The sequence below is a fragment of the Pseudoscardovia radai genome (assembly GCF_002259605.1).
GTDB classification, from domain to species: domain Bacteria; phylum Actinomycetota; class Actinomycetes; order Actinomycetales; family Bifidobacteriaceae; genus Pseudoscardovia; species Pseudoscardovia radai.
Genome location: NZ_MWWR01000002.1, coordinates 82,664 through 106,933, shown reverse-complemented (window position 1 = coordinate 106,933; position 24,270 = coordinate 82,664). Strand labels below are relative to the sequence as shown.

Annotated in this window: 20 protein-coding genes; 11 read left to right on the top strand and 9 right to left on the bottom strand. The window is 66.1% G+C overall.

Annotation, left to right across the window (positions count from 1 at the left end):
- Positions 1-171: 171 nt before the first annotated feature.
- Positions 172-1,626 (bottom strand): DUF349 domain-containing protein, encoded by a 1,455-nt coding sequence (locus PSRA_RS00555; protein ID WP_094659920.1) that lies wholly within the window; start codon positions 1,624-1,626, stop codon positions 172-174.
- Positions 1,627-1,754: 128 nt separating this feature from the next.
- Here PSRA_RS00555 and hisS point away from each other — a divergent pair, with 128 nt between their 5' ends.
- The 4 genes from hisS to PSRA_RS00535 all read left to right on the top strand — a co-directional run bounded on the left by hisS (position 1,755) and on the right by PSRA_RS00535 (position 8,866).
- Positions 1,755-3,158: a histidine--tRNA ligase gene (hisS, locus tag PSRA_RS00550; protein WP_094659919.1), complete on the top strand. Its 1,404-nt coding sequence runs from the start codon at positions 1,755-1,757 to the stop codon at positions 3,156-3,158.
- Between the two features lie 149 nt (positions 3,159-3,307).
- The gene (aspS, locus tag PSRA_RS00545) at positions 3,308-5,113 is read left to right on the top strand and encodes an aspartate--tRNA ligase (RefSeq protein ID WP_094659918.1); all 1,806 of its coding nucleotides are present in this window, start codon (positions 3,308-3,310) and stop codon (positions 5,111-5,113) included.
- Between the two features lie 161 nt (positions 5,114-5,274).
- Complete coding sequence (locus PSRA_RS00540; protein ID WP_245834807.1) at positions 5,275-7,974, top strand: DEAD/DEAH box helicase; 2,700 nt, start codon at positions 5,275-5,277, stop codon at positions 7,972-7,974.
- Positions 7,975-8,002: 28 nt separating this feature from the next.
- Positions 8,003-8,866 carry a class I SAM-dependent methyltransferase gene (locus PSRA_RS00535; protein WP_094659916.1) on the top strand — a complete coding sequence of 288 codons (864 nt, stop codon included), beginning with the start codon at positions 8,003-8,005 and terminating at the stop codon, positions 8,864-8,866.
- A 77-nt stretch (positions 8,867-8,943) separates the two neighbouring features.
- On the opposite strand, the gene PSRA_RS00530 is transcribed toward PSRA_RS00535, so the two are convergent.
- The 7 genes from PSRA_RS00530 to PSRA_RS00500 form a co-directional block, all read right to left on the bottom strand.
- The gene (locus tag PSRA_RS00530) at positions 8,944-9,603 is read right to left on the bottom strand and encodes a helix-turn-helix transcriptional regulator (RefSeq protein WP_094659915.1); all 660 of its coding nucleotides are present in this window, start codon (positions 9,601-9,603) and stop codon (positions 8,944-8,946) included.
- A gap of 76 nt (positions 9,604-9,679) precedes the next feature.
- Complete coding sequence (locus tag PSRA_RS00525; RefSeq protein WP_094659914.1) at positions 9,680-10,015, bottom strand: hypothetical protein; 336 nt, start codon at positions 10,013-10,015, stop codon at positions 9,680-9,682.
- The gene (locus PSRA_RS00520; protein WP_094659913.1) at positions 10,012-10,413 is read right to left on the bottom strand and encodes a hypothetical protein; all 402 of its coding nucleotides are present in this window, start codon (positions 10,411-10,413) and stop codon (positions 10,012-10,014) included. Before PSRA_RS00520 ends, PSRA_RS00525 begins: the two co-directional genes overlap by 4 nt.
- A 69-nt stretch (positions 10,414-10,482) precedes the next feature.
- Complete coding sequence (locus tag PSRA_RS00515) at positions 10,483-10,815, bottom strand: hypothetical protein (protein ID WP_094659912.1); 333 nt, start codon at positions 10,813-10,815, stop codon at positions 10,483-10,485.
- A 20-nt stretch (positions 10,816-10,835) separates the two neighbouring features.
- Positions 10,836-11,168, bottom strand: a complete 333-nt coding sequence (locus tag PSRA_RS00510; protein ID WP_094659911.1) for a hypothetical protein — start codon at positions 11,166-11,168, stop codon at positions 10,836-10,838.
- Positions 11,165-11,566 (bottom strand): hypothetical protein, encoded by a 402-nt coding sequence (locus PSRA_RS00505; protein ID WP_094659910.1) that lies wholly within the window; start codon positions 11,564-11,566, stop codon positions 11,165-11,167. Before PSRA_RS00505 ends, PSRA_RS00510 begins: the two co-directional genes overlap by 4 nt.
- Positions 11,556-12,029 (bottom strand): DUF4417 domain-containing protein, encoded by a 474-nt coding sequence (locus tag PSRA_RS00500; RefSeq protein WP_158216270.1) that lies wholly within the window; start codon positions 12,027-12,029, stop codon positions 11,556-11,558. The genes PSRA_RS00505 and PSRA_RS00500 overlap by 11 nt, the downstream gene beginning before the upstream one ends.
- On the opposite strand from PSRA_RS00500, the gene PSRA_RS00495 reads away from it, so the two are divergent.
- The 5 genes from PSRA_RS00495 to pflA all read left to right on the top strand — a co-directional run bounded on the left by PSRA_RS00495 (position 12,028) and on the right by pflA (position 19,286).
- Positions 12,028-13,464: a replication-associated recombination protein A gene (locus tag PSRA_RS00495; protein ID WP_094659908.1), complete on the top strand. Its 1,437-nt coding sequence runs from the start codon at positions 12,028-12,030 to the stop codon at positions 13,462-13,464. The two genes, PSRA_RS00500 and PSRA_RS00495, sit on opposite strands and share 2 nt — an antisense overlap.
- A gap of 162 nt (positions 13,465-13,626) precedes the next feature.
- On the top strand, positions 13,627-15,351 hold the full coding sequence (locus tag PSRA_RS00490) for an NAD+ synthase (protein ID WP_094659907.1): 1,725 nt from the start codon (positions 13,627-13,629) through the stop codon (positions 15,349-15,351).
- 36 nt (positions 15,352-15,387) lie between these two features.
- Positions 15,388-15,573, top strand: coding sequence for a hypothetical protein (locus PSRA_RS00485; protein WP_094659906.1), 186 nt, complete (start codon positions 15,388-15,390; stop codon positions 15,571-15,573).
- Between the two features lie 353 nt (positions 15,574-15,926).
- Positions 15,927-18,287 carry a formate C-acetyltransferase gene (pflB, locus tag PSRA_RS00480; RefSeq protein WP_094659905.1) on the top strand — a complete coding sequence of 787 codons (2,361 nt, stop codon included), beginning with the start codon at positions 15,927-15,929 and terminating at the stop codon, positions 18,285-18,287.
- 126 nt (positions 18,288-18,413) lie between these two features.
- Positions 18,414-19,286 (top strand): pyruvate formate-lyase-activating protein, encoded by an 873-nt coding sequence (pflA, locus tag PSRA_RS00475; RefSeq protein ID WP_094659904.1) that lies wholly within the window; start codon positions 18,414-18,416, stop codon positions 19,284-19,286.
- Between the two features lie 171 nt (positions 19,287-19,457).
- On the opposite strand, the gene PSRA_RS00470 is transcribed toward pflA, so the two are convergent.
- Positions 19,458-20,867 carry a hypothetical protein gene (locus tag PSRA_RS00470; protein ID WP_094659903.1) on the bottom strand — a complete coding sequence of 470 codons (1,410 nt, stop codon included), beginning with the start codon at positions 20,865-20,867 and terminating at the stop codon, positions 19,458-19,460.
- A 377-nt stretch (positions 20,868-21,244) separates the two neighbouring features.
- Here PSRA_RS00470 and PSRA_RS00465 point away from each other — a divergent pair, with 377 nt between their 5' ends.
- Together PSRA_RS00465 and tig are read left to right on the top strand one after the other, a co-directional pair.
- Entirely contained in the window at positions 21,245-22,660 is a 1,416-nt protein-coding gene (locus PSRA_RS00465; RefSeq protein WP_094659902.1) for an HRDC domain-containing protein, read from the top strand.
- 112 nt (positions 22,661-22,772) lie between these two features.
- Entirely contained in the window at positions 22,773-24,173 is a 1,401-nt protein-coding gene (gene tig / locus PSRA_RS00460) for a trigger factor (RefSeq protein WP_094659901.1), read from the top strand.
- Positions 24,174-24,270: the final 97 nt, after the last annotated feature.

Sequence of the window (24,270 nt, the reverse complement as noted above, 5' to 3'; positions counted from 1 at the left end):
GCCCCGTTCGTTTCCCTATCGCCACTCGTCATGCGTCGCACTGCCGCAGGCTGCCGGTCGCATCCGCGCCCATTCGCGCGGCGGGCCCGGCCCCGGGCCGCGCTGCGCGAATGCAATCGGACGATGCCGCGCCGGCGACGATGGCCGCGGCGCGCCTGATGGCGCGGCCGATCACTTGACGACGGACAGCCACTTCTCCTTCGTGGCCTTCTCGGCCTCGAGGTCGGCCTTCTTCTTCGGGTCGGTCTCGGCGGCGATCTTCTTGTCGAGCTCGGCGAGCTGCTCCTCGAGCTGGCGCTCGAAGTCGGACTTGCGCGCCTCGGTCTCCGGGTCGGACTGCGTCCACTCGGTGTCCTCGACGGCCTTGATCTGCTTGTCGACGTCGTCGAGCGCGGACTCGATGCGGTGCACGTCGGAACGCGGCACGAAGCCGATCTCGTCCCACTGCTCCTGGATCTTGCTCAGCTTCTGGCGCGCCTGCTTGGCGGCCTTGATGTCCTTGACCGGAAGAAGGGCCTGCGCCTGCTTGAGCAGCTCCTCCTTCTTGGCGAGGTTCTCCTTCTCGCCCTCGTTCTCCTTGTCGCGGTCGGCCTGGCGGGCGCCGTAGAACACGTCGGCGGCGGCGCGGAAGCGGGACCACAGCTCGTCGTCCTCCTGGCGGCCGGCGTGGCCGGCCTTCTTCCAACGGGCCATGAGGTCGTTGAACTTGCGGGAGGTCTCGCCCCATTCCTTGGAATCCTTGAGTTCCTCGGCCTCCTTGATAATCTGCTCCTTGGCGGTTTTCGCCTGCGTGCGCTGCGCGTCGCGGGCCTGGCTCCACTTGCGGCGGCGGCTGGCGAAGGTGGAGCGCGCGGAGGAGAAGCGGTGCCACAGGGCGTCGGCGTCCTGCTTGTTCAGGCGGATCGTGGTCTTCTGGTGGTGCTGCCACTCCTCGAAGACCTTCTGCAGCTCGTCGCCCGTGTTACGCCAGTTGGTGTTGTCGCCCAGACCGGCCACGATGGCCTCGGCCTTCTCCACGATGGCGGTGCGCTCGGCGAGAGCCTTGTCGTACGCCTCCTTGCGGGACTTCTCGAGCTCGGCGCGCTTGGCCTCGCCGGCCACCTTGATCTCGCCGAAGACGGTGCGCAGCGCGTCGAGGTCGCCCACGACCTGCGGCTCGGCCACGTCGGACTGCAGCTGGGCGAGAGTGCGGGTGATCTCGCCGGGCTTGACGGAGGAGCCCTTGAGACGGGCCGCGAACTGCTCCAGCGTCGCCTTGAGCTCGAGGTAGCGCAGGGCGTAGGGCTCGAGTGCCTTGTCCTTCTCGGCGCCCGGGTACTGGCCGACCGCGCGCTCGTTGTCCCCGTCCTTGACGAACACCGTGCCGTCGTCGCCGACGCGTCCGAAGGCCTCGGCGGCCTTGACGTCCTCGGGGGAGAACGTGGTGGATGCGACGGGCTTGACGGACGCCTTCTTGGCCTTCTTCGCGAAGGCGGCGGGCGACGGATGCGCGCCCGGCTTCGGCGTGTTCTTCGGGGTGGCCGGCTGCGCGGGCTTCGCTGCCTTGGGCGTGGCGGGAGTGGTTCCCGCCGCCTGCGCGGCGTCGGCGGATTCGTTATCGGGCGTGGTGACAGTCTCTTCGGACATGGTCATCTCCTTGGCATAGATGAGGGGAGGAAGAGGCGCGGCGGGGCGGTGCCCGGGACGATGTCCGGGTGTCCGAAGGGGCCTCGCGGGGCCGCGGATTTCCACAACATAACTTATTATATGGAATCATGGCTAAAGGTGCATCAATATCTGGTTTCCCCGAATGGCTCCCGCAGGAACGCGTCGTCGAACAGCGCGTCATCGACACCCTGCGGCGCATATTCGAACTCAACGGTTTCATAGGAATCGAGACCCGCGCGGTGGAAACCGGCGCGAGCCTGCTCAAGAAGGGCGAGACAAGCAAGGAGATCTACCTGCTGTCCCGCCTCCAGGAAGTGACCGCCGGCGAGGAGAACGACACCCCGGTCGAGGACAGGCTCGGCCTGCATTTCGACCTCACCGTGCCGCTGAGCCGCTACGTGGTGGAGCATTCCGGCGACCTCGCCTTCCCGTTCAAGCGCTGGCAGATCCAGAAGGTGTGGCGCGGCGAGCGCCCGCAGGAGGGCCGCTTCCGCGAGTTCGTGCAGGCCGACATCGACGTCGTCGGCAACGGCAGCCTGCCCGACCACTACGAGGTGGAGCTGCCCCTCGTCATGGTCTCCGCGCTCGAGGCCCTGCGCGAGTACGGCCTGCCGAAGGCCACCGTGCACGCCAACAACCGCAAGCTGTCCGAGGGCTTCTACCGCGGACTGGGCCTGAGTGACGTGGAGGGCGTGCTGCGCGAGATCGACAAGCTCGACAAGATCGGCCCCGACGAGGTCACCAAGCTGCTCGTCTCCGAATGCGGCGCCACCGAGGCCCAGGCCGCCGCCTGCCTCGATCTGGCCGACATGACAGCGGCCGACGGCGCGCAGCTGCGCGAGAAATTCGACGCGCTGTGCGACGCGCATTCCATCGCCCGCGACGGCGACGCCTACGCCCTCGCATCCGAAGGCGTCGACACCCTCGCCATGATCGTGGACGAAGCCGCCGCCATCCGCCCCGGCTCCGTCATCGCCGACCTCAAGATCGCCCGCGGCCTCGACTACTACACGGGCTCCGTGTACGAGACCTTCCTCGACGGCGCCGCATCGCTGGGCTCCATCTGCTCGGGCGGCCGCTACGATAACCTCGCCTCCCAGGGCAACCGCAAGTACCCGGGCGTCGGCCTGTCCATCGGCCTGTCGCGCCTCGTGTCGTACATGCTGCACACCGCGCACGCCACGGCCACGCGCGTCTCCCCGTCCTCCGTGCTCATCGCCGTGTGGGACGAGGAGCATCGTCTCGACTCCAACCGCATCGCCGCCGCCCTGCGCGCCCGCGGTATCAGCGCCGACGTGGCGCCCACCGCCGCCAAGCTCGGCAAGCAGATCAAGTACGCCGACAAGCTGGGCATCCCGTATGTGTGGTTCCCCAACGGAGCCAACGACGAGGCCGGGGCGCCCGACGAGGTCAAGAACATCGTGACCGGCGATCAGGAGCAGGCGGACGCCGCCACCTGGAACCCCGCGGAAGATTACGCCGCCCAGGGCGTCGTGCTCGGGAAAGAGTGACCGCGGGTGTCCGCGCCACGCGCGCGGGGCAATGACACCGACGATTGGCCCACTTCATGGGCTTGCGGTAGGGTAGTGCGCGGTTAACGCGGCAAACGGCGCGAGCGCACCGCCCACCGCATCAACGACACAACGGAATAGAGGAACCGATGAGCCATCAGACGGCTTACAGAACGCATCATGTCGACGAGGTGAACGAGAGCCTCGCCGGCCAGAAAGTCACGATCGCAGGCTGGGTCGACCGTCGCCGTGACCACGGCGGCGTCGCATTCCTCGACGTGCGCGACGCCTCGGGGCTCGTGCAGGTCGTGGTCTACGACGAGGAGCTCGCGCGCCCGCTGCGCAGCGAGTTCGTCGTGCAGGTGACCGGCGACGTGCGCCTGCGCCCGGAGGGCAATGAGAACGACCACCTCGCCACCGGCAAGGTGGAGATCGTGGCCGACTCCATCGAGGTGCTCGCCAAGTCCGCCGCGCTGCCGTTCCAGGTCTCCACGGCCCTGGCCAACGAGACCGAGCAGCAGCTGCCGGGCGAGGAGACGCGTCTGAAGTACCGTTACCTCGACCTGCGCCGTCCCCAGATGCAGGCCAACCTCAAGCTGCGCAGCGATATGGCCCGCGCCGCCCGCCATGCGCTCGAGGAGATGGACTTCACCGAGGTGGAGACCCCGACGTTCATCAAGTCCACGCCGGAGGGCGCCCGCGACTTCCTCGTGCCGGCCCGCCTCGTGCCCGGCTCCTGGTACGCGCTGCCGCAGTCCCCGCAGCTTCTCAAGCAGCTGCTCATGGTCTCCGGCGTCGAGCGCTACTACCAGCTCGCCCGCTGCTACCGCGACGAGGACTTCCGCGCCGACCGCCAGCCCGAGTTCACGCAGCTCGACATGGAGATGAGCTTCGTCGACCAGGAGGACGTCATGGCCATGGCCGAGAAGGTCATCGCCGCCATCTGGAAGGTCGCCGGCTACGACGTGCAGCTGCCGATCCAGCGCATCAGCTGGAAGGACGCGATGGACAAGTACGGTTCCGACAAGCCCGACCTGCGTTTCGGCAACCAGCTCGTCGACCTGACCGAGTACTTCAAGGACACCCCGTTCCGCGTGTTCCAGGCCCCGTATGTGGGCGCCGTCGTGTACAAGGGCGCCGCCGACCTGCCGCGCCGCCAGTTCGACGCATGGCAGGAGTGGGCGCGCCAGCGCGGCGCCAAGGGCCTGGCCTACGTGCAGTTCACCGCCGACGGCGTGCTCAAGGGCCCCGTGGCCAAGAACCTGTCGGATGCCGAGCGCGAGGGCCTCAAGGAGGCCGTGCACGCCGAGGACGGCGACGCCGTGTTCTTCGCGGCCGGAGCCAAGGAATCCTCCCAGCTGCTGCTCGGCGCCGCGCGCGTCGAGATCGCACGCCGCGAGGGCCTGCTCGACCCCAAGAAGTTCGCCTTCACGTGGGTCGTGGACTTCCCGCTGTTCAAGCCCACCGACGACCCCGATGACGACGACGTGGCCGTGGGCCACTCCAAGTGGACGTCCATGCATCACCCGTTCACGATGCCGAGCAAGGACTGGATCGACACCTTCGACCAGGATCCGGAACACGCCATGAGCGACTCCTACGACATCGTGTGCAACGGCGAGGAGATGGGCGGCGGCTCCGTGCGTATCCATCGCGACGACATCCAGGACCGTGTGCTCAAGGTGCTCGGCATCTCCAAGGAGGAGGCCGACGAGAAGTTCGGCTTCCTGCTCGAGGCCTTCAAGTACGGCGCCCCGCCGCACGCCGGCATCGCCCTCGGATGGGACCGCACCGTGTCGCTGCTCGCCGGCACCGACACGATTCGCGACGTCATCGCCTTCCCGAAGGCGGGCGGCGGCCGCGACCCGCTGACCGGAGCGCCGGCCCCGATCTCCGATGAGCAGCGCGCCGAGACCGGCGTCGACTACGACCCGGACGAGGAAGACGAGGACTAGTCGGAGGACTCGGACCAGTCCGGTCCGCCGTCCCGCGGCGCCGGTTCCTGTTCCGGTTTTCAAGGGCGCCCCATCATGCGATGCGTGATGAGACGCCCTTTCGTCTGTGCACATGGGCGGGGTCCCGCCCGCCCGGCGCCCATCTCGATACACTGGGAGGCATGAGTGACATGGACCAGATCGACGACGGCCGTTTCGCGGCCTTCGACAAGGCGGCGAAACGCCGGTACGAGGACGAGGACGGCGACGGGTGGACGGCGCCGCCGGATGCGGCGACCGGGACCATCGTGAACTATCTGCCCGACGAGGGGGAGCGTCTGGACGACGAGGAGATCTTCGAACGCTTCTTCGCATGGGTCTCCGACACGAAGCACATCGAGCCGTGGGAACACCAGCAGGAGGCGGCGCTCGACCTGCTGTCGGGCGACCACGTCGTCGTCAACACGCCGACCGGCTCGGGCAAGTCCCTTATCGCCCTCGCCATGCACTTCCAGGCCATGTGCCAGGGCAGGACATCGTATTACACCGCGCCCATCAAGGCCCTCGTCAACGAGAAGTTCTTCGACCTCATGGAGGTGTTCGGCGCCCGCAACGTCGGCATGGTCACCGGCGACTCGAGCATCAACCCGCACGCGCCCATCATCTGCTGCACCGCCGAAATCGTAGCCAACAAGGCGCTGCGCGAGGGGGCAGGCGCCGACATCGGCATGGTCGCCATGGACGAGTTCCACTACTACGGCGACCCCGAGCGCGGATGGGCCTGGCAGGTGCCGCTCATCACGCTGCCGCACACGCAGTTCCTGCTCATGAGCGCCACGCTGGGAGACGTGTCGCATCTGGCGCAGTCGCTGGAGCGGCGCACGGGCCGCGCCGTCGACATCATCGCCGACGCGCCCCGCCCCGTGCCCCTGAGCTACGAGTATGTCGACACGCCGCTCGTCGATACGGTGTCCGACGAGCTGTCGAAAGGGCATGCGCCCATCTACGTCGTGCACTTCTCGCAGGACGCCGCCCTCGAAACCGCCGAGAACCTCAGCGCCGCCGGCGTGACCACGCGCGAGCAGCGCGACGCCATCAAGGAGGCCATGAAGGGCACGAAGTTCACCACCGCCTTCGGCAAGATCCTGCACCGCCTCCTGACCACCGGCGTGGGCGTGCACCACGCCGGCATGCTGCCACGCTACCGCAGGCTCGTCGAACAGCTCGCGCAGCAGGGCCTCCTGCCCGTCATCTGCGGCACCGATACGCTCGGCGTGGGCATCAACGTGCCCATCCACACGGTGATTCTCACGGCCCTGACCAAATACGACGGCACGCGCATGCGCCGTCTCAAGGCCCGTGAATTCCACCAGATCGCGGGCCGCGCCGGCCGATCCGGATTCGACACCGAGGGCCTCGTCATCGCCGAGGCGCCCGAATACGAGATCGAGAACCGCCGGGCGCTCGCGAAGGCGGGCAACGACCCGAAGAAACTCAAGAAGATAAAGCGCAAGAAGCCGCCGGAGAACTTCGTCAACTGGAGCGAAGCCACATTCCACAAGCTCATCGACGCCCAGCCGGAGACCCTCGTCCCGCAGATGCGCATCACCCACTCCATGGTGCTCGCCGAGGTGGCGCAGGGAGGCGACGCGTGGCACCGCGTGCGCGCACTTATCGACGAATCCGACCAGAGCGACGAGAGCAAGGAGCGTCTGTTCCAGCGCGCCGCGGAGATCTTCCGCACTCTCATGGATTCGGGTGTCGTGGAGAAGTGGGAGCTCGACGACGGAAGCATGGATTACACGACGACGATGGACCTTCCCGAGGACTTCGCCCTCGACCAGCCGCTCTCGCCGTTCCTGCTCGCCGCGATCGAGCTGCTCGACCCCGAGTCTCCCGGCTACACCCTCGACCTGATCTCCATGGTGGAGGCCACGCTCGAGGACCCCAAGCAGGTGCTCAAGGCGCAGCGCCGCCAGGCGCGCGACGAGGCCATGGGGCGCATGAAGGAGGAGGGGCTCGACTACGAGGAGCGCATGGAGCGCCTCGAGGAGGTCACGTACCCCATGCCGCTCAAGGAGCTTCTCGACGAGGCCTTCGACCGGTACAAGAAGGACGTGCCCTGGGCCAACGACTACGAGCTGAGCCCCAAGTCCGTCGTGCGCGACATGATCGAGACGGCGTCGGATTTCACCGGGTATATCGCACGCTACGGCATCGCGCGCAGCGAGGGCACGCTGCTGCGATACCTGTCGGACGCGTATCGTTCGCTGTCCCGCACGATTCCCGATGACAAGCTCAACGATGACCTGCGCGACATCATCTCGTGGCTGCGAGTCATGGTGCGCTCCATCGACTCCAGCCTCGTGGACGAATGGGAGAGCGCCGTCAGCGGGGCGCCTCGCGGAACGGGGGAGGGCGCCGCCGGTTCCGCGGGTGCGGGCGCGCCGCCCGTGCCGAAGGACCAGGTGGTCTCCGACCGTCGCGGCCTGACCGTGCTCGTGCGCAACGCCCTGTTCCGCCGCGTCCAGCTCATCGCGAACGACGACCCCGAGGCGCTTGGCGCGCTCGACAAGGACTGGGGCATGGGCGTGCACGCGTGGGAGGACGCGCTCGACATGTTCTACGACGCCCACGAGGGCCTCGACACCGACATGGACGCGCGCAGCTCCAAGTACGTGCTTCTCGACGACACCCGCGAACGCTCCGGCCACGTGTGGCATGTACGGCAGATTCTCGCCGACTGGGAGGGCGACCACGACTGGGCGATCGACGCCTACGTGGACCTCGACGCCACCCAGGAGGGCTCCGACGTGGTGTTCGCCGATTACAGGGTGGGCGCCGTCGACCAGCTCGGCCCGTTCGAGACGACGGCGCAGTAGCGAGACGAAGGTGCAAAAGGAGGATCGGATGTTCGGAGCGTATTTCGACGAGGGGTCGCGCGACCCCGAGCGCCAGGCGCATCGTTTCGATCGCATCGCGGATCGCTACGACCTGGTGAACGACGTGGCCTCCCTGGGGTGCAGCCGGCGATGGACGCGCGCCTTCGCCCGCGCCGTCGTGGAGTCTGTAGATGCGGGGCCCGCGGATGCGGAGCGGGCGGATGCGGACGCGACGAGCGTGGACCGCGCGGAAGGGCGCCCCGGTGATAGCCCCGTGTCCAATAGCCCTGCACTCAATCGGCTTCCGCTCCGGGGCCTGCATATCCTCGACGTCGCCTGCGGCACGGGCACCAGCAGCCGCGCGCTCGCACGGCTGGGGGCAGACGTCATCGGATGCGACGTGTCCGAAGGCATGGTCGCCGAGGCACGGCGTCGCGAGACGGGGCGCGACGTGGTCACCGCCCGCGCGGACGGGAGATGCGGCGCCGTCACCTATTGCATCGCGGACGCATGCGACATGGGTTTCGCAGACAACCGTTTCGATGCCGTGACCTGCTGCTACGGACTGCGCAACATGCCCAGCCCCGTCGCTGCCCTGGAGCAGATGCGCCGTGTCGCCAGGCCCGGCGCCCCCATCGTGACCCTGGACTTCGACATGCCCTCGGGTACCCTTCTATCGAACGCATACCGCCTGTATGACGCCATCGTCCTGCCCCTTGTCGGCGGCCTTCTGACGGGGCATCCGTCGGATTACCGCTACCTGACGCAGACGATCGAGCAGTGGCCCGGGCGACGCGGCGTGGCGCATATGATGCGCGTCGTGGGTCTGCGCCATCCGCAGTGCCGACCGCTCACCAAGGGCATTGCGTCGCTGAACCGCGCATGGAAGTGACGGGTGACGATGGCTGCTCGCAAGCCGGGTGGTGCCGATAGGCGGTGCCAATAGGCATGGCGGGGTAGAGGCGCGTCCTACTTCTTGTCTTTCGCCCCGTCGGTTCTGTTGCCGGGGGTGTCGGCGCTCTCCAAGGCCTTCGCCATGTTGCCGAGCGCCAGCTTCGACATGCTTGAGCTTATCTGGGACAGGGATTTGTGCAAGGTGTCCTGCATACCGGATTGCATGAGGTACGTCCCTATGTTTTTTGTGATTTCGCTGATTGCGTTCTGCACGTTGGCGTTGTACAGGGTGTTCATCGCCATGGCATTGATCGCATCATAGGTTTTCGCGGCGTCGTCGATGGTCAACTTGCGGTGCATGGTTCCGTCGTCCTCGCCGTGCGCATCGTTCGCCGCTTCGTCCGCCGTCTCTGAGGCATCGGCGTCCTGCAGGGCCTCGATTGCCTGCGCGGCGTTCAGGGGAATGCGCCAGCGCGGCGGAAGCGTGCTGCGCAGCATCTCGTCGATCGGGAGCTGCTCGTCGGGATGGAGCAGACGCAGCATGGCGAGGTAGAGGGTCAGACGGGGCTCCTGCTTGCCGCTTTCGATGTTGTAGATCGTCTGCTTCGACACTGGAACGCCTGTCTGCTCCGTGATGGCGTTGGCAAAATCCTCCGCCGTCGCGTAGCCGGCTTCGGTGCGTGCCTGGCGGATGCGGTATCCCAGCGTCTGTATGTCGATGATGTTCTTCCCCATGGTCCGTTCCTTGGTGTGGTTCCCTTGGTGTCTTTGCGCGCGGGGCGCGTTGCCCAACGTGCGGCGCGGTTTCCTGTCAGTCGTCGATGTCTTCGAGTTCGGTGGTGGGTTGGACGATTTCGAGTTCGGGTTCGGCTTCGAAGATGGTCTTGCCGTCGAGTTCGCGGAATCCGTTGATGAAGTTCTCGAAGCACTCCTCGTCTGTCGCACCGACGTAGGTGAAATACTTGTCCTCAACGTTGTCGGTGAGGCCCCAGACGTTGGTCTGGATATGGGGTTCTGGATGATCCTTGTCGTCGCCCTCTCGGTATGCCATTCCACAGTCGAGGAACCATTTTTGGTCCTTGTACTGGATGGCTAATCCCTCGTTGTGGAGGTCTTCGACGAATTCGGCGTGTGACTCGTTTTTCATGGCAGGTATGCTCCTTCCGGTACGTTGACGAAATACCGTTTGTATGTGGTGTATTCCTCTTCGGTCATGAATCGGGCAGGACCACGTTCCCAAAAGCCGTTTTTCATATGGTATTCGTGGATGTGCAGGATTGGCTGCCGTCCGGTTCCAAGTTCCTTTTTCGCAGGGTGGTAGTCGATGTCGAACCTGGCGGTGTGGTCCTCATTGTATTCGCGGTACTGGTGGAAGGTGCCGTCCGGATGCAGAAGGATGTACGCGTGGCTCGAATGGTTCTCCTCCGGCAGTCTCCATTGTTTCCCGTCGATGGGCTCCAGGATCTTGACGCCGTCGATCTCGCCTACGGCATGGTATTTCTGTTCGGGCTCCTGCCCGGTGGAGTAGGTTCCCCTACCTCCCATGATGCTGACCTTTCCCGGAGTCCGATAGTGGCTCCGAATATGGCATTGGCATGAAGTTATGCGGTTTGCTCAGTCGATGTCTTCGAGTTCGGGGGTGTCGTCGACGATTTCGAGTTCGGGTTCGGCTTCGAAGATGGTCTTGCCGTCGAGTTCGCGGAATCCATTGATGAAGTTCTCGAAGCACTCCTCATTGGTGTTTCCCAGATAGACGAAATCTTTGTCTGCGACGTTGTCAGTGATGCCCCAGACGAACGTTTTGAAATGCGGTTCGGGGTGCGTCTTGTCTTGCCCCGCTAGATAGCTCATTCCGCAGTCGAGGAACCATTTCTGGTCCTTGTACTGGATGGCGAGCTCCTGACGGTGCAGGTCTTCGACGAATTCAGCGTGTGATTCGTTTTTCATGGCAGGTTTGCTCCTTCCGGTCAGTCGATGTCTTCTAGTTCGGGGGTGTCGTCGACGATTTCGAGTTCGGGTTCGGCTTCGAAGATGGTCTTGCCGTCGAGTTCGCGGAATCCGTTGATGAAGTTCTTGAAGCACTCCTCGATCGTTTCCCCGACGTAGGTGAACGATTTGTCCGCGACGTTGTCGGTGAGACCGAAGGCATGCGTTTCGAAGTGTTCTTCGGGGTATTCCTTGCTCAGGCCTTGCCTGCACCATAGTCCGCAGTCGAGGAACCATTTCTGGTCCTTGTACTGGATGGCGAGTTCCTGAAAGTGGAGGTCCTCTACGAATTCGGCGTGTGATTCGTTTTTCATGGCAGGTATGCTCCTTCCGGTACATTGACGAAGAATCGCTTGTAAGTGGTGTATTCCTCTTCAGTCATGAAGCGGGCAGGTTCGCGGACTAAAGTGCCTTTCTTCATGTGATATTCGTGTATGTGGAGGATGGGGCGTTTGCCCGTGCCCAGTGCCTTGTCTTCGGGGTGGTAGTCGATGTCGAATTTGGCGGTGTGGTCCTCATTGTATTCGCGGTACCGTTTGAAGGTGCCGTCGGGATGCAGGAGGATGTATGCGGTACTGGAATGGTTTTCCTCCGGCAGTCTCCATTGTTTCCCGTCGATGGGTTCCAGGATCTTGACGCCGTCGATCTCGCCTACTGCATGGTATTTTTGTTCGGGCTCCTGCCCGGTGGAGTAGGTTCCCCTACCTCCCATTTCGATCCACCTTTCTCGAGGCCATGGGGTCGACCTCGAATATCGTGCCTTCCATGCCATCGAACGGGGCGCCGTAGCAGATGACGGCGCAGGGCTCGATGGCCTCGAGCATCGCCTTGTATCCCTCCAGGAATGCCTTTTCCCTTTTCCGACATCCGTATGTGGCGACGGCGACGATGGATCCTTTCTCGATTCCTAGGAAGGAAACGGAATAGGAATCCCTCGACCCCCAGCTGACCGTGGGAATGACCACGAGCCCGTTCTGCTGCCACATGGCCCCGCACATCCGGTTCCGCTCCACGGCCGTGATTTGCCAGCACAGCGGCAGGTCAGCGTATTGCGATACGTCGGGCGTCAGCACGAAGCGATAGGGGCTCAGTTTATCGACGTATTTTCCGGGGCCCTCGACCACGGCGTGGAACCGGTCGTCGTCGATCCGACGTGTTGCTATCGTGGAAGCCATGCAGGACCTTTTCGATGTTTCCGATGCCGCGGACAATGCCATGACGCGCCCCCTGGCGGTGCGCATGCGGCCCCAGACGCTCGACGACGTGGTCGGGCAGGAGCGCGCCCTCGCGCCCGGATCCCCGCTGCGCCGCGTGGCCGAACCCGCTCATGCGAATTCCCCGACCGCCCCCACCTCCATCATCCTGTTCGGACCTCCCGGCGTCGGCAAGACGACGCTTGCCTACATCGTGGCGCGTCAGTCGGGACGCGCGTTCGAGGAGCTTTCCGCCGTGACCTCCGGCGTCAAGGACGTGCGCGACGTGCTCAAACGCGCCCACGACCGCCTTGTCTCCGAAGGGCGCGAGACGGTGCTGTTCATCGACGAGGTGCATCGTTTCTCCAAATCCCAGCAGGACGCGCTGCTGCCCAGCGTCGAGAACCGCGACGTCACCTTCATCGCAGCGACTACGGAAAACCCCAGCTTCTCCGTCATCTCGCCCCTCCTGTCGCGCTCCGTCGTCGTCAAACTCGACTCCCTGGGGTCCGACGACATCCGCACCGTGCTCGACCGCGCCGTCCATGCACCCCAGGGCCTTGCCGACGAGGTGCGCGTCAGGGACGATGCGATGGACGAGATCGTGCGCATGTCGGGCGGCGACGCGCGCAAGGCGCTGACGATTCTCGAGGCGGCAGCCGGCGCCGTCACCGGCGACAGGGAGCGGCGCAAGGGTGCGCGCCGCCCCTTCGTCACCACCGACGTGGTGTCGTCCGTCATGGACGTGGCCACGGTGCGCTACGACAAGGACGGCGACCAGCATTACGACGTCATCTCCGCCTTCATCAAATCCATGCGCGGCTCCGACCCGGACGCCGCCATCCACTACCTCGCCCAGATGCTGCGGGCGGGGGAGGACCCCCGTTTCATCGCCCGCCGCATCATGATCGCCGCCAGCGAGGAAGTGGGCATGGCGGAGCCGCAGATCCTCCAGGTAGCCGTCGCGGCGGCGCAGGCGGTCGACATGATCGGCATGCCCGAGGCGCGCATCATCCTCGCCGAGGCCACCATCGCCGTCGCCACGGCACCCAAATCCAACGCGAGCTACAAAGCCATCAACGACGCGCTCGCGGATATCGATGCGGGCCACATAGGCAGCGTTCCTTTGTACCTGCGCAACGCGTCGACCAAGCTGATGAAGCAGTGGGGCAACCACGAGGGCTACCGTTACGCGCACGACTGGCCCCAGGCGGTGGCGCCGCAGGAATACATGCCCGAGGAGCTGCGCGGCCGCGAATACTATACTCCCAGTGACCGCGGCTACGAGCGCGAGGTGGGGCGCCGTCTGAACGCCGTGAGGCGGATCCTGCATTCGCAGACGTCCGACGGCGGCGGGGAACACGATGGTTCCGCGGCGCCCGGCGATGACGTCGACGGCACGGCAGGCGCCGCCTGATCTGTGGCCCGTCCCGCGCCCCATGGCGGCGTCCGGTATCGGCGATGAGACGCTCTGGATATGCGACGGGGCTCGGACCGATGACGGTCCGGACCCCCGGAATGCGCGATGACGGGGCGGCGCGTTGCAAACGCGTGCGGCGGCGGGTCTACGATGGTGCCTATGAGCAGCACAGAGCAGACCACAGCACACACCGAATCGCCGACGGGCCGCGCCGACGGGGGAGCCGCCCCGCGCGACGTCACCTTCGCCCTAGCCCAGATCGACACATGCGTCGGCGACCTTGACGGGAACGCCGCAAAGGTTCTCGAGAACTGCCGCGAGGCGGCCCGCCACGGCGCCCACGTCGTCGTCTTCCCCGAGATGACGCTCACCGGCTACCCGATCGAGGACCTCGCCTTCCGCGCCACCTTCCGCCGCGCAGCATGGCGCAAGGCGGACGAGCTCGCCACCCGGCTGTCGGACGACGGTCTGGGTGACCTCTACGTCGTCGTCGGCACCGTCGGCACCGCAAGCAACGGGGAGCTGCCGCAGAACAGGCTCGTCGTTCTGCATAACGGCCTCGTCTGGGCCGGATACGACAAGCACTTCCTGCCCAACTACGGCGTATTCGACGAATTCCGCATTTTCGCGCCCGGCGACCGCACCGTCGTGTTCGACGTGCGCGGACGCCACATCGGCGTCGCCATCTGCGAGGACATCTGGCAGGAAGGCGGCCCCGTCGCCGACCTCGCCGACCGCGGCATCGACGTGCTCCTGACCATCAACGGCTCGCCCTATGAGGAGGGCAAGACCCATACGCGCCATGACCTGTGCGTGCGCCGCGCCCAGGAGGTCGACGCCCCCGTCATCTACGTCAACCAGGTGGGAGGGCAGGACGACCTCGTCTTCGACGGCGCCAGCTTTGTCGTCTCCCCGAACGGCGCCACCCTCGAGCGCTCGCCCCAGTTCACCGAATCCCTCGACTACTGGACGCTGCCCGCCACCTCCGCATACGACGCCCGCGCCCTCGCGTCCTCCGTCTCCACCCTCGCCCCCGCCATGGGGGCCGACGAAGAGGTGTACCGCGCCTGCGTGCTGGGCTTGCGCGATTACATGGCCAAGAACCACTTCACCTCCGTCACCCTGGGACTGTCCGGCGGCATCGACTCCGCCCTTGTCGCCACCATGGCCGCCGACGCGTGCGGCGGCGCCAACGTCTACGGCATCTCCATGCCCAGCATGTACAGCTCCGACGGGTCCAAGGACGACGCCGCCGAGCTTGCCCGCAACCTCGGCGCCCACTACGACGTGCAGCCCATCGAGCCCCTGTTCACGGCCTTCGAGAAGCAGCTGGGGCTCGAGGGCGTCGCCGCCGAGAACCTCCAGGCCAGGATCCGCGGCGTCATCGTCATGGCCTACTCCAACTCCAAGGGCGCCCTCGCCCTCGCCACGGGCAACAAAAGCGAGCTCGCCTGCGGATACTCCACCATCTACGGCGACGCCGTCGGCGGATACGCGCCCATCAAGGACCTGCTCAAGACCCGCGTCTGGGAGCTCGCCCGCTGGCGCAACGACGAGGCGCGCCGGCTCGGCCAGGTGCCCCCCATCCCCGAGAACTCCATTACGAAGCCGCCGAGCGCTGAGCTGCGCCCCGGGCAGAAGGACTCCGACTCCCTGCCCGAATATGCCCTGCTCGACAAGGTGCTCGCCGCCTACATCGAGAAAGCGCACGGTCGCGCCGACCTGCTCGCGGACGGATTCGACGAGAAGACGGTCGACACCGTCATGCGCCTCGTCGACCGCGCCGAATGGAAGCGCCGCCAGTACCCGCTCGGACCCAAGGTGACGGCGCTCGCCTTCGGACGCGACCGGCGTCTGCCCGTCACCAGCGCGTTCCGCGAATAGCCGTTGCCCGGCATGCCGGGCGGAAAGAAGGAATGCATGACCGACATGAAGGATCAGTGGTTCTTCAACACGAAGACGGGGCAGCCCGAACTGGGGCCCAAATCCCCGGCCAACGTGCGCCTGGGGCCGTACAAGTCGCGCGAGGCCGCGCTCAAGGCGTGGCAGATCGTGCGCGAGCGCAACGCGAAGTGGGAGAAGGACGATCGCGAGTGGCGTTCGTAGATGATGCCCGTCGGGCGGTGCGGCGCCATGGGGTGCCCTCCGCCTGACGGGGCGATGCGACGGGAACCGGCGTGTCGCGGCGTGTCGTGCGCCGTGGCACGCCGGTTTTGCCATGTCGCCGAATCGTGTCGCCGCCGCATTTTCTCTGCGCCTCGTCATTCCCGCGCCGCCCCCGTCATGCGATGCATCGCACCCTGCTGCCGCGCCATGCCCCGTCGTCACACCGCGTCACGCCGCGGTGTGATGTACATCACGTCGTTTCCCAGCCAATTTTGCGGCGCGGGCCGATAAAATGGCCAGTACAGGGCGACACAATGCAGCGTCGTCATCACCAACCGAGTAAAGGAGCCCTTATGGCAGAAGTGGTGAGCCAGACAGCAGCGACCCAGCAGGAGCTGAACGACAAGGCCTGGGAGGGCTTTGCCGGTGGCCACTGGCAGGAGGACATCGACGTCCGCGACTTCATCCAGAAGAACTACACGCCGTACGAGGGAGACGAATCGTTCCTCGCCCCGGCGACCGCCAAGACCAAGCATCTGTGGAAGACGCTGGACGACAACTACCTCGCCGTCGAGCGCAAGCAGCGCGTCTACGACGTCGACACCCACACCCCGGCGGACATCGACGCCTTCCCGGCCGGCTACATCGATGACCAGGACGACGTCATCGTCGGCCTGCAGACCGATGTCCCGTGCAAGCGCGCCATGATGCCGAACGGTGGCTGGCGCATGGTCGAGCAGGCCATCAAGGAGGCCGGCAAGGAAGTCGACCCCGAGGTCAAGAAGATCTACACCCGCTATCGCAAGACGCATAACGACGGCGTGTTCGGCGTGTACACCGACCGCATCAAGCGCGCCCGCCACAACAAGATCCTCACCGGCCTGCCGGATGCCTACGGCCGCGGCCGCATCATCGGCGACTACCGTCGCGTGGCCCTGTACGGCGTCAACGCGCTGATTAAGTTCAAGCAGCGCGACAAGGACTCCGTGCCCTACCGCAACGATTTCACCGAGACCGAGATCGAGCACTGGATCCGCTTCCGCGAGGAGCACGACGAGCAGATCAAGGCCCTCAAGAAGCTCATCAAGCTCGGCCAGGAGTACAACCTCGACCTGTCCCGCCCGGCGCAGACCGCTCAGGAGGCCGTGCAGTGGACCTACATGGGCTATCTCGCCTCCGTCAAGAGCCAGGACGGCGCCGCCATGTCCATCGGCCGCCTCTCCGCGTTCTTCGACATCTACTTCGAGCGCGACCTGAAGAAGGGCCTCATCACCGAGACCGACGCGCAGGAGATCATCGACAACATCGTCATGAAGCTGCGCATCGTGCGCTTCCTGCGCACCAAGGACTACGACAAGATCTTCTCCGGCGACCCGTACTGGGCCACCTGGTCCGACGCCGGCTTCGGCGAGGATGGCCGCTGCATGGTCACCAAGACGTCGTTCCGTCTGCTCAACACGCTGACGCTCGACCATCTGGGCCCCGGCCCCGAGCCGAACATCACGATTTTCTGGGATCCGAAGCTGCCCGACGGCTACAAGCGCTTCTGCGCCCGCATCTCCATCGACACCTCCGCCATCCAGTACGAGTCCGACAAGCAGATCCGCGGACACTGGGGCGACGACGCGGCCATCGCGTGCTGCGTCTCCCCGATGCGCGTGGGCAAGCAGATGCAGTTCTTCGCCGCCCGCGTGAACTCCGCCAAGGCCCTGCTGTACGCCATCAACGGCGGCATCGACGAGATGACCGGCCTGCGCGTCATCGACGAGGGCTACATCGACCCCGTCAAGCCCGAGGCCGACGGCACGCTGAGCTTCGAGAAGGTCAAGGCGAACTACGAGAAGGCCCTCGAGTGGCTGTCCGAGACCTACGTCGAGGCGCTGAACATCATCCATTACATGCATGACAAGTACGCCTACGAGGCCATCGAGATGGCGCTGCACGACAAGGAGGTCTACCGCACGCTCGGCTGCGGCATGTCCGGCCTGTCCATCGCCGCCGACTCGCTCTCCGCCCTCAAGTACGCCAAGGTGTACCCGATCTACAACAAGGATGCCAAGGGAACCGACGAGTACTGCGAGAACGGCCCGGACGACCTCATCGTGGGCTACAAGACCGTGGGCGACTACCCGATCTACGGCAACGACGACGACCGCGCCGACGACCTCGCCAAGTGGGTCGTGTCCACCGTCATGGGCCAGGTGCGCCGCCTGCCGGTGTACCGCAACGCGGTGCCGACGCAGTCCATCCTCACCATCACGTCGAACGTGGAATACGGCAAGAACACCGGCTCCTTCCCGTCCGGCCACCACAAGGGCACGCCGTACGCCCCAGGCGCCAACCCGGAGAACGGCCGCGACACCCACGGCATGCTTCCGTCCATGTTCTCGGTCGGCAAGATCGACTACGACGACGCGCTCGACGGCATTTCGCTGACGAACACGATCACGCCGGAGGGCCTGGGCCGCGACGAGGACGACCGCATCACGAACCTCGTGGGCATCCTCGACTCCGGCAACGGCCATGGGCTGTACCACGCGAACATCAACGTGCTTCGCAAGGAGCAGCTCGAGGACGCCATGAACAACCCGGAGAAGTACCCGCACCTGACCGTGCGCGTCTCCGGCTACGCCGTGAACTTCGTGCGCCTGACCCGCGAGCAGCAGCTCGACGTCATCTCCCGCACGTTCCACAACGGCGCCGTGACGGACTGACGGGCCCATACCCGACGGACTGACACCCGCCCCAAATCCCGCGGGGCCGGCCGGACCTAAGCGTCTGCCGGCCCCGCGGCCTTTTCCGGGCGGGCGGCATACGGAAGCATACGGAAGGAGACAGCGATGTCACAGTTTCGCACGACGACGCCGCATATGCTGCGCACCGACAAGGAATACCAGCGCCAGACCCTCATGGGCGGCCTGTCGGGCTTCGAATCGCCCGTCGGGCTCGACAGGCGCGACCGCATCGAGGCACTGCGCACCGGCGACCTCGGCTTCGTGCATTCCTGGGACCTCAACACGTCGGTGGACGGCCCCGGCACGCGCATGACCGTCTTCATGAGCGGATGCCCCCTGCGCTGCCAGTACTGCCAGAACCCCGACACGTGGAAGATGCGCGACGGCAAACCCGTGTACTTCGACGCGATGATGAAGAAGATCGAACGTTACGCCGACGTGTTCCAGTACACGGGCGGCGGCATCACCTTCTCCGGCGGCGAGTCCATGATGCAGCCGGCGTTCGTCTCGCGCGTGTTCCACGCCTCCAAGCAGATGGGCGTGCATACATGCCTCGACACGTCGGGGTTCCTCGGGGCCACGTGGAGCGACAAGCAGATCGAGGACATCGACCTGTGCCTGCTCGACGTCAAAAGCGGCGACGAGGCCACGTACCACAAGGTCACGGGCGGGGCGCTGGCCCCGACGATCGACTTCGGCCGGCGCCTGAGCGCGCACGGCGTCAAGATCTGGATCCGCTTCGTGCTCGTGCCGGGCCTGACGGATTCGGAGGAGAATGTCGAGAACGTGGCCGGAATCTGCGAAAGCTTCGGCGACGCGGTGGAGCATATCGACGTGCTGCCGTTCCACCAGCTGGGGCGTCCGAAATGGCATGCGCTGCGCTACGATTATCCGCTCGAGACGGCCAAGGGCCCCGATGCGGCGCTTCTGGACCGCGTGCGCGGTCAGTTCAGGGACCACGGCTTCGTGGTGTTCTGAGATTTCGCGGGAGCCGGGGGAGTTGCCACGAAACGCCACGGCGCATGAACGGGGGAGTGCCGTTCATGCGCCGTGGCGAGTATATGGGGGCGAATGGGGGGCGTATGAGGTTGTATAGGGGCGGGCGGCGATTGGGGCGCGGGGCGCATATCGGGGCGCCCCGTCTTGCGCCTACCTTTCCGCGGAGGCGGCGTCTTCCACGGAGCAGTGCAGATAGGTGGGCAGGGACGTCGCGCCGTCGGCCAGAAGCGGAACCGCGGTGCCGGCCGTGGTGGCCGCGTATGCGCTCATCGAGGCATCGACGGCCTTCCAATCAAGGGTCACGTCATCACCGCTGATCGTCAGCGGAATGCCGGCGTAGTCGTACCGGGTCACGGCGCTCGTGCTGTGCTGGTTGTCCTGCGTTTGTCCGTCCTGCGCGGCGCCATCCTTTCCGTCGGCCGTCGTGTAGGCCGCGGTCAGGGAGCCGCTGGCGGCTGAGACGACGAAGCCCGCTCCGTCGGAGTCCAGTCCCACCGTGGCCGAGGTCTTGTCCTGCTGGGCCAGGGAATCGTATCGGAAGATACCGGTATCCGTCCGCAGCGCCGTCGTGCCGCCGTCCGTCGCGACGGAGGCGGAGGCGTCGCCTTTCATGGCGAGGATCTCGGGGACGGGGCAGGAGTAGTCGAGAGAGGCGAGGTCGTAGGACGTCGCCGAGGAGATGCACGACGCCACGTGGTCGTCGATAAGGTTCGCCACATAGGTCGACAGGCCGGAGCTGATGCGCGGCTCGCTCGAGAAATACGCGGTGTCGATGGACGCGCCGCTGCCCTGGGTGGTGGGGCCGCCCGCCAGGCTCTCCGTCTCGGACGCCCACGTCAGCCACCTCGTACCCGTGTCCACCGACAGCGTATAGGAGCCGGGAAAGGCGGCGAAGCTCATCGTGTCGCCGGACGGGGTGGATGACGGGGCGGCGTCGGTGCCGCCGGACGCGCCGTCAGACACCGTGTAGGTGTCGTCGGGGCTGACCGCCGCCCCGTTGATGGAGAAGGCGTAGCCGTCGGACAGCCCCGTGCCGTAGTCCTTGCCCGGGTTCGACACCATGAGGGTGCCGATGAGGCCCCCGTCGACGGCCCAGCGCGTCACGAGGCCGTCCCGGCCCTGGCGGGCCACCGTGATGGTATCGGTGTAGTGGCCGTTGCCCAGACGGTAGGTGATGGGGTAGGCGAGGCCCCCGTCGACGCTCAGCGGCTCGCCGATGGAATAGTCGGTCAGGTACTGGGCGGACTGTTCGCCCACCTCGTTGGTCAGCAGGGCGCGCTGCCCGTCGTCCAGCGTCAGCTGCGACAGGTCCGCGGCATCTCCGTAGCGGCCGCTTGCGAGCGCCGCCATGTAGTTCTTGATGACCTTCTCGGGCGAGTTCAGCGACGCGACGATGCGGAACGTCACCACGCCCAGGACGAGAAGCGCCGCCACAACGGCAGCGGCGATGCGCAGGCGCAGGCGGCGCGTGTCCGACGGGGTGGCGGGGCCCGCGGAGGAGCCGGCGGCGGAATCGGCTGTCTGCGGCGTGCGGTCGTGCTCGTCCGATCCTGTGGTCATCGTGCATCTCCTCTTGGGTCATCGCCCCGTGGCGTATCGCTCCGTGGTTCGTCGTTTCATGGGCCGTCGCCTCGTGGTTCGCGTCGCTCCGCGCGGGGCGTGCGGTCGGCGCAGGGGCGCGGTCCTGTGCCGCGCGGGGCGCGTGTGTCGTTCAGATTATAGGCGACGCCGTCTCCCTCGCTCTCTGAACGGGGCGAAGCGGGGCGCAATGTTCACGATGGGCGCACAGACTCCGCCTCATGGCGTGCCCGCCCCGCATCCCGCGTCTTCCGCCGTATGGCTATACTGCTTAGAGATTGGTACAGATTGTTCCGCGTCGCGCGCCGTCGCGCCGTCGGAGGGGCAACGATGATGTGAAAGAAGGCCCTCGTCCCGTCATGGCAGCTCAGGAACCCGTTCTTCTCAAGGAACCGCGTGAAGGCGTTCCCGATGTAATCGATACGCCTGACGAGTTCTTCCGCATGGTCGACCGATACGCCGCGGCGGACGGCCCTCTCGCCGCCGACGCCGAAAGGGCGTCGGGGTACCGGTACGGCCAGCAGGACTGGCTCGTCCAGTTCAAGCGCGCCGGCGCCGGCATCGCCCTCGTCGATCCCGTCGCCCTCGCACAGCGCGGCGTGGACTGGGGCCCGTTCAACGAGGCGGTGGGCGACGCCGAATGGATCATCCACGATTCCCTGCAGGACCTGCCCGGCTTCGTGCAGATCGGCCTCGCCCCGAAGGCCCTGTTCGACACCGAATTCGCGGCGCGCCTTTTGGGCCGCCAGCGCTTCGGCCTCGCCGCCTGCACCGAACATTACCTGGGCCTGACCTTGGCCAAGGAGCATTCCGCCGCCGACTGGTCGTACCGCCCCCTGGGGCGCGACCTGCGCGACTACGCCGCCCTTGACGTCGAGGTGCTTATCGAACTGCGCGCCAGGATGGTCGATGACATCGAATCACAGGGCAAGGAAGGCTGGGCGCGAGAGGAATTCGCCCATCTGCTGCGCAAAGGCACGACGCCCAAGGACCCGCCCGAGGAGCCGTGGCGTCGCACGAGCCACATCACCCAGCTCAACCACGACCGCCGCGGCCTGGCCATCGTCAGGGAACTGTGGACGGAGCGCGACGCCCTCGCCCGCGAGCTCGACATCGCGCCCACCCTCCTGCTGCCCGACGCGGCCCTGATCAAGGCCGCCGTCGCCAAGCCGCGCAACTCGCGCCAGTTCTCCCAGATTCGCATCCTCAACGAGCGCGTGCGCATGCATGTGGGCGGAGAGCGCGACAAGATGTTCGAACGCTACGCCCCGCTCCAGCGCAAGGTCAAGCCCTCCGTGTGGAAGAACGCCATCCTGCGCGCCCTCGCACTGCCCGAATCCGACCTGCCCTCCGCCTCGGGCGGGCAGGACCGCGTCGAGGAGGGCACGAACGCGCCCCGCTCCATGAAGTACTGGCGCGTCCACCACCCCGACCGCTTCGACCTTCTGGAGCACGAGCGCGCCAGGCTCAACGTCATTTCGCAGGATACGAACACGCCCGTCGACGTGCTGCTCAGGCCCCAGGCATTGCGCAACCTGTGCTGGCAGGCGGGGGAGGGCTTCGTCGAAGCCTCCGAGGACGCCGTCGCCGGATTCCTGCGCTCGCAGGACGCGCGCCCCTGGCAGGTGTCGCTTCTGTCGCGCCCCCTGGCGGTGCAGATGCGCGAAGCGCAGGAGCGTCAGACTCAGGAGGACCGGCAGGCCTGGGAGCCGCAGGGACACGGGGCGCCGGAGCGGGCCGGTTCGATGCAGGCAGCGGGCGGCGCAATCGTATGACGGGTTCCGATGCGCGACCCCGCGACGCGACGAGGGGCGGCCGTCCGCGATTGGATATACTATGTAACGGTTGCCTTAGGGCGAAGAGTATCAACACGAATTGGAGCGCAGAGTGAAAATCAGCGTGAAGAACCTCGAGCCGACCAAGGTCGAGCTCACCATCACCGTCGATAACGACGAGCTGAAGCCGTACATTGACGATGCCCGCACGGAGATCGCCAAGCAGGTGAATCTCCCTGGCTTCCGCAAGGGCCACGTTCCGGGCAAGCTCGTGGAGCAGCGTTTCGGTTTCGGCGCCATCGCCGGCGAGGCCGTGCAGAACGCGGTGCCGGAGTTCTACAACCAGGCCATCCAGGACAAGGACCTGAGGCCGATGGACCAGCCGAAGCTCGACGTGACCTCCACGCCGGACTCCGAGACCTCCGAGACCCCGCTTGAGTTCACCGCCGAGGTCGAGGTCCGCCCGCAGTTCGACCTGCCCGACCTGTCCTCCCTCGTCATCGAGATCCCGGCCGCCGAGGTCACCGACGACGACGTGAACAACCGTCTCGAGACCCTGCGCAAGTCCTACGCCACGCTCGTGAGCGTGGACCGCCCGGCCAAGGCCGACGACTTCACCAACATCGACCTCGAGGCCACCATCGACGGCGACGTGGTCGACTCCCAGGAGGGCGTGAGCTACCAGCTCGGCTCCGGCACCATGCTCGACGGCATGGACGAGGCGCTCGAAGGCCTCTCCGCCGGCGAGGACACCACGTTCGAAGGCACCCTCGAAGCGGGCGAGCACGAGGGCGAGAAGGCCCAGATCAAGGTCACGCTCAACAGCGTCAAGGAGGAGCAGCTTCCGGAGCTGAACGACGAGTTCGCCACCGAGGCCTCCGAGTATGACACGCTGGAGGAGTTCAAGGAGCAGCTGCGCAAGGACAGCGCCGAGGTCGCCGAGGCCCGCCAGGCCACCGAGGCCCGCGACGCCTTCCTCGGCAAGCTCGAGGACGACCTCGACATCCCGGTTCCGTCCGGCCTCAAGGAGCGCACCGCCGACCAGAACCTGCGTTCCATGGTCGCCGACCCGTCCAAGGCCACCGACGAGCAGAAGAAGGAGGCCGAGGAGCAGGCCGAGAAGCAGCTGCGCGACCAGATCCTCCTCGACGCCCTGACCGAGAGCCTCGATGTTAAGGTCTCCCAGAACGACGTCATCAACTTCCTCGCGTCCGTCGCCCAGCAGTACGGCATGGACCCGAACCAGTTCATCAGCTCCGTCGTGCGCAACGGCCAGCTCCAGGGCGCAGCCGCCGAGGTGGCCCGCTCCAAGGGCCTGCTCGCCGCCATGCGCGCCGTCACGTTCCAGCACGATGGCGAGGACGTGGACCTGAGCAAGTTCCTCGGTGAGGAAGAGGAGCAGGTCGAGCAGGAGGCCGCCGCCGACGAGCAGGCGAGCGTGCAGGCCGCCGAGGCCGCTGCCGCCGTCGCCGCCGAGGCCACCAAGGAGGGCGACGCCGCCGACGCCGAGTAAGGCGCGGCGGGCGCAGCCCGATGCGGCGCATCTCCGGACGGGGCGGTGTAATGCCGCCGGATTCGGCGGACGTTGCCGAGAATCCGCCGCATGACGT

Bases quoted from the DNA above. Each gene is read 5' to 3' on its own strand.
- PSRA_RS00500 (WP_158216270.1), bottom strand. From the start codon at position 12,029: ATGGCTTCCACGATAGCAACACGTCGGATCGACGACGACCGGTTCCAC.
- PSRA_RS00505 (WP_094659910.1), bottom strand. From the start codon at position 11,566: ATGGGAGGTAGGGGAACCTACTCCACCGGGCAGGAGCCCGAACAAAAA.
- PSRA_RS00535 (WP_094659916.1), top strand. From the start codon at position 8,003: ATGTTCGGAGCGTATTTCGACGAGGGGTCGCGCGACCCCGAGCGCCAG.
- hisS (WP_094659919.1), top strand. From the start codon at position 1,755: ATGGCTAAAGGTGCATCAATATCTGGTTTCCCCGAATGGCTCCCGCAG.
- PSRA_RS00555 (WP_094659920.1), bottom strand. From the start codon at position 1,626: ATGTCCGAAGAGACTGTCACCACGCCCGATAACGAATCCGCCGACGCC.
- PSRA_RS00490 (WP_094659907.1), top strand. From the start codon at position 13,627: ATGAGCAGCACAGAGCAGACCACAGCACACACCGAATCGCCGACGGGC.
- PSRA_RS00515 (WP_094659912.1), bottom strand. From the start codon at position 10,815: ATGAAAAACGAATCACACGCTGAATTCGTCGAAGACCTGCACCGTCAG.
- PSRA_RS00470 (WP_094659903.1), bottom strand. From the start codon at position 20,867: ATGACCACAGGATCGGACGAGCACGACCGCACGCCGCAGACAGCCGAT.
- PSRA_RS00530 (WP_094659915.1), bottom strand. From the start codon at position 9,603: ATGGGGAAGAACATCATCGACATACAGACGCTGGGATACCGCATCCGC.
- aspS (WP_094659918.1), top strand. From the start codon at position 3,308: ATGAGCCATCAGACGGCTTACAGAACGCATCATGTCGACGAGGTGAAC.
- PSRA_RS00520 (WP_094659913.1), bottom strand. From the start codon at position 10,413: ATGGGAGGTAGGGGAACCTACTCCACCGGGCAGGAGCCCGAACAGAAA.
- pflB (WP_094659905.1), top strand. From the start codon at position 15,927: ATGGCAGAAGTGGTGAGCCAGACAGCAGCGACCCAGCAGGAGCTGAAC.
- pflA (WP_094659904.1), top strand. From the start codon at position 18,414: ATGTCACAGTTTCGCACGACGACGCCGCATATGCTGCGCACCGACAAG.
- PSRA_RS00485 (WP_094659906.1), top strand. From the start codon at position 15,388: ATGACCGACATGAAGGATCAGTGGTTCTTCAACACGAAGACGGGGCAG.
- PSRA_RS00540 (WP_245834807.1), top strand. From the start codon at position 5,275: ATGAGTGACATGGACCAGATCGACGACGGCCGTTTCGCGGCCTTCGAC.
- PSRA_RS00510 (WP_094659911.1), bottom strand. From the start codon at position 11,168: ATGAAAAACGAATCACACGCCGAATTCGTAGAGGACCTCCACTTTCAG.
- PSRA_RS00525 (WP_094659914.1), bottom strand. From the start codon at position 10,015: ATGAAAAACGAGTCACACGCCGAATTCGTCGAAGACCTCCACAACGAG.
- PSRA_RS00465 (WP_094659902.1), top strand. From the start codon at position 21,245: ATGGCAGCTCAGGAACCCGTTCTTCTCAAGGAACCGCGTGAAGGCGTT.
- PSRA_RS00495 (WP_094659908.1), top strand. From the start codon at position 12,028: ATGCAGGACCTTTTCGATGTTTCCGATGCCGCGGACAATGCCATGACG.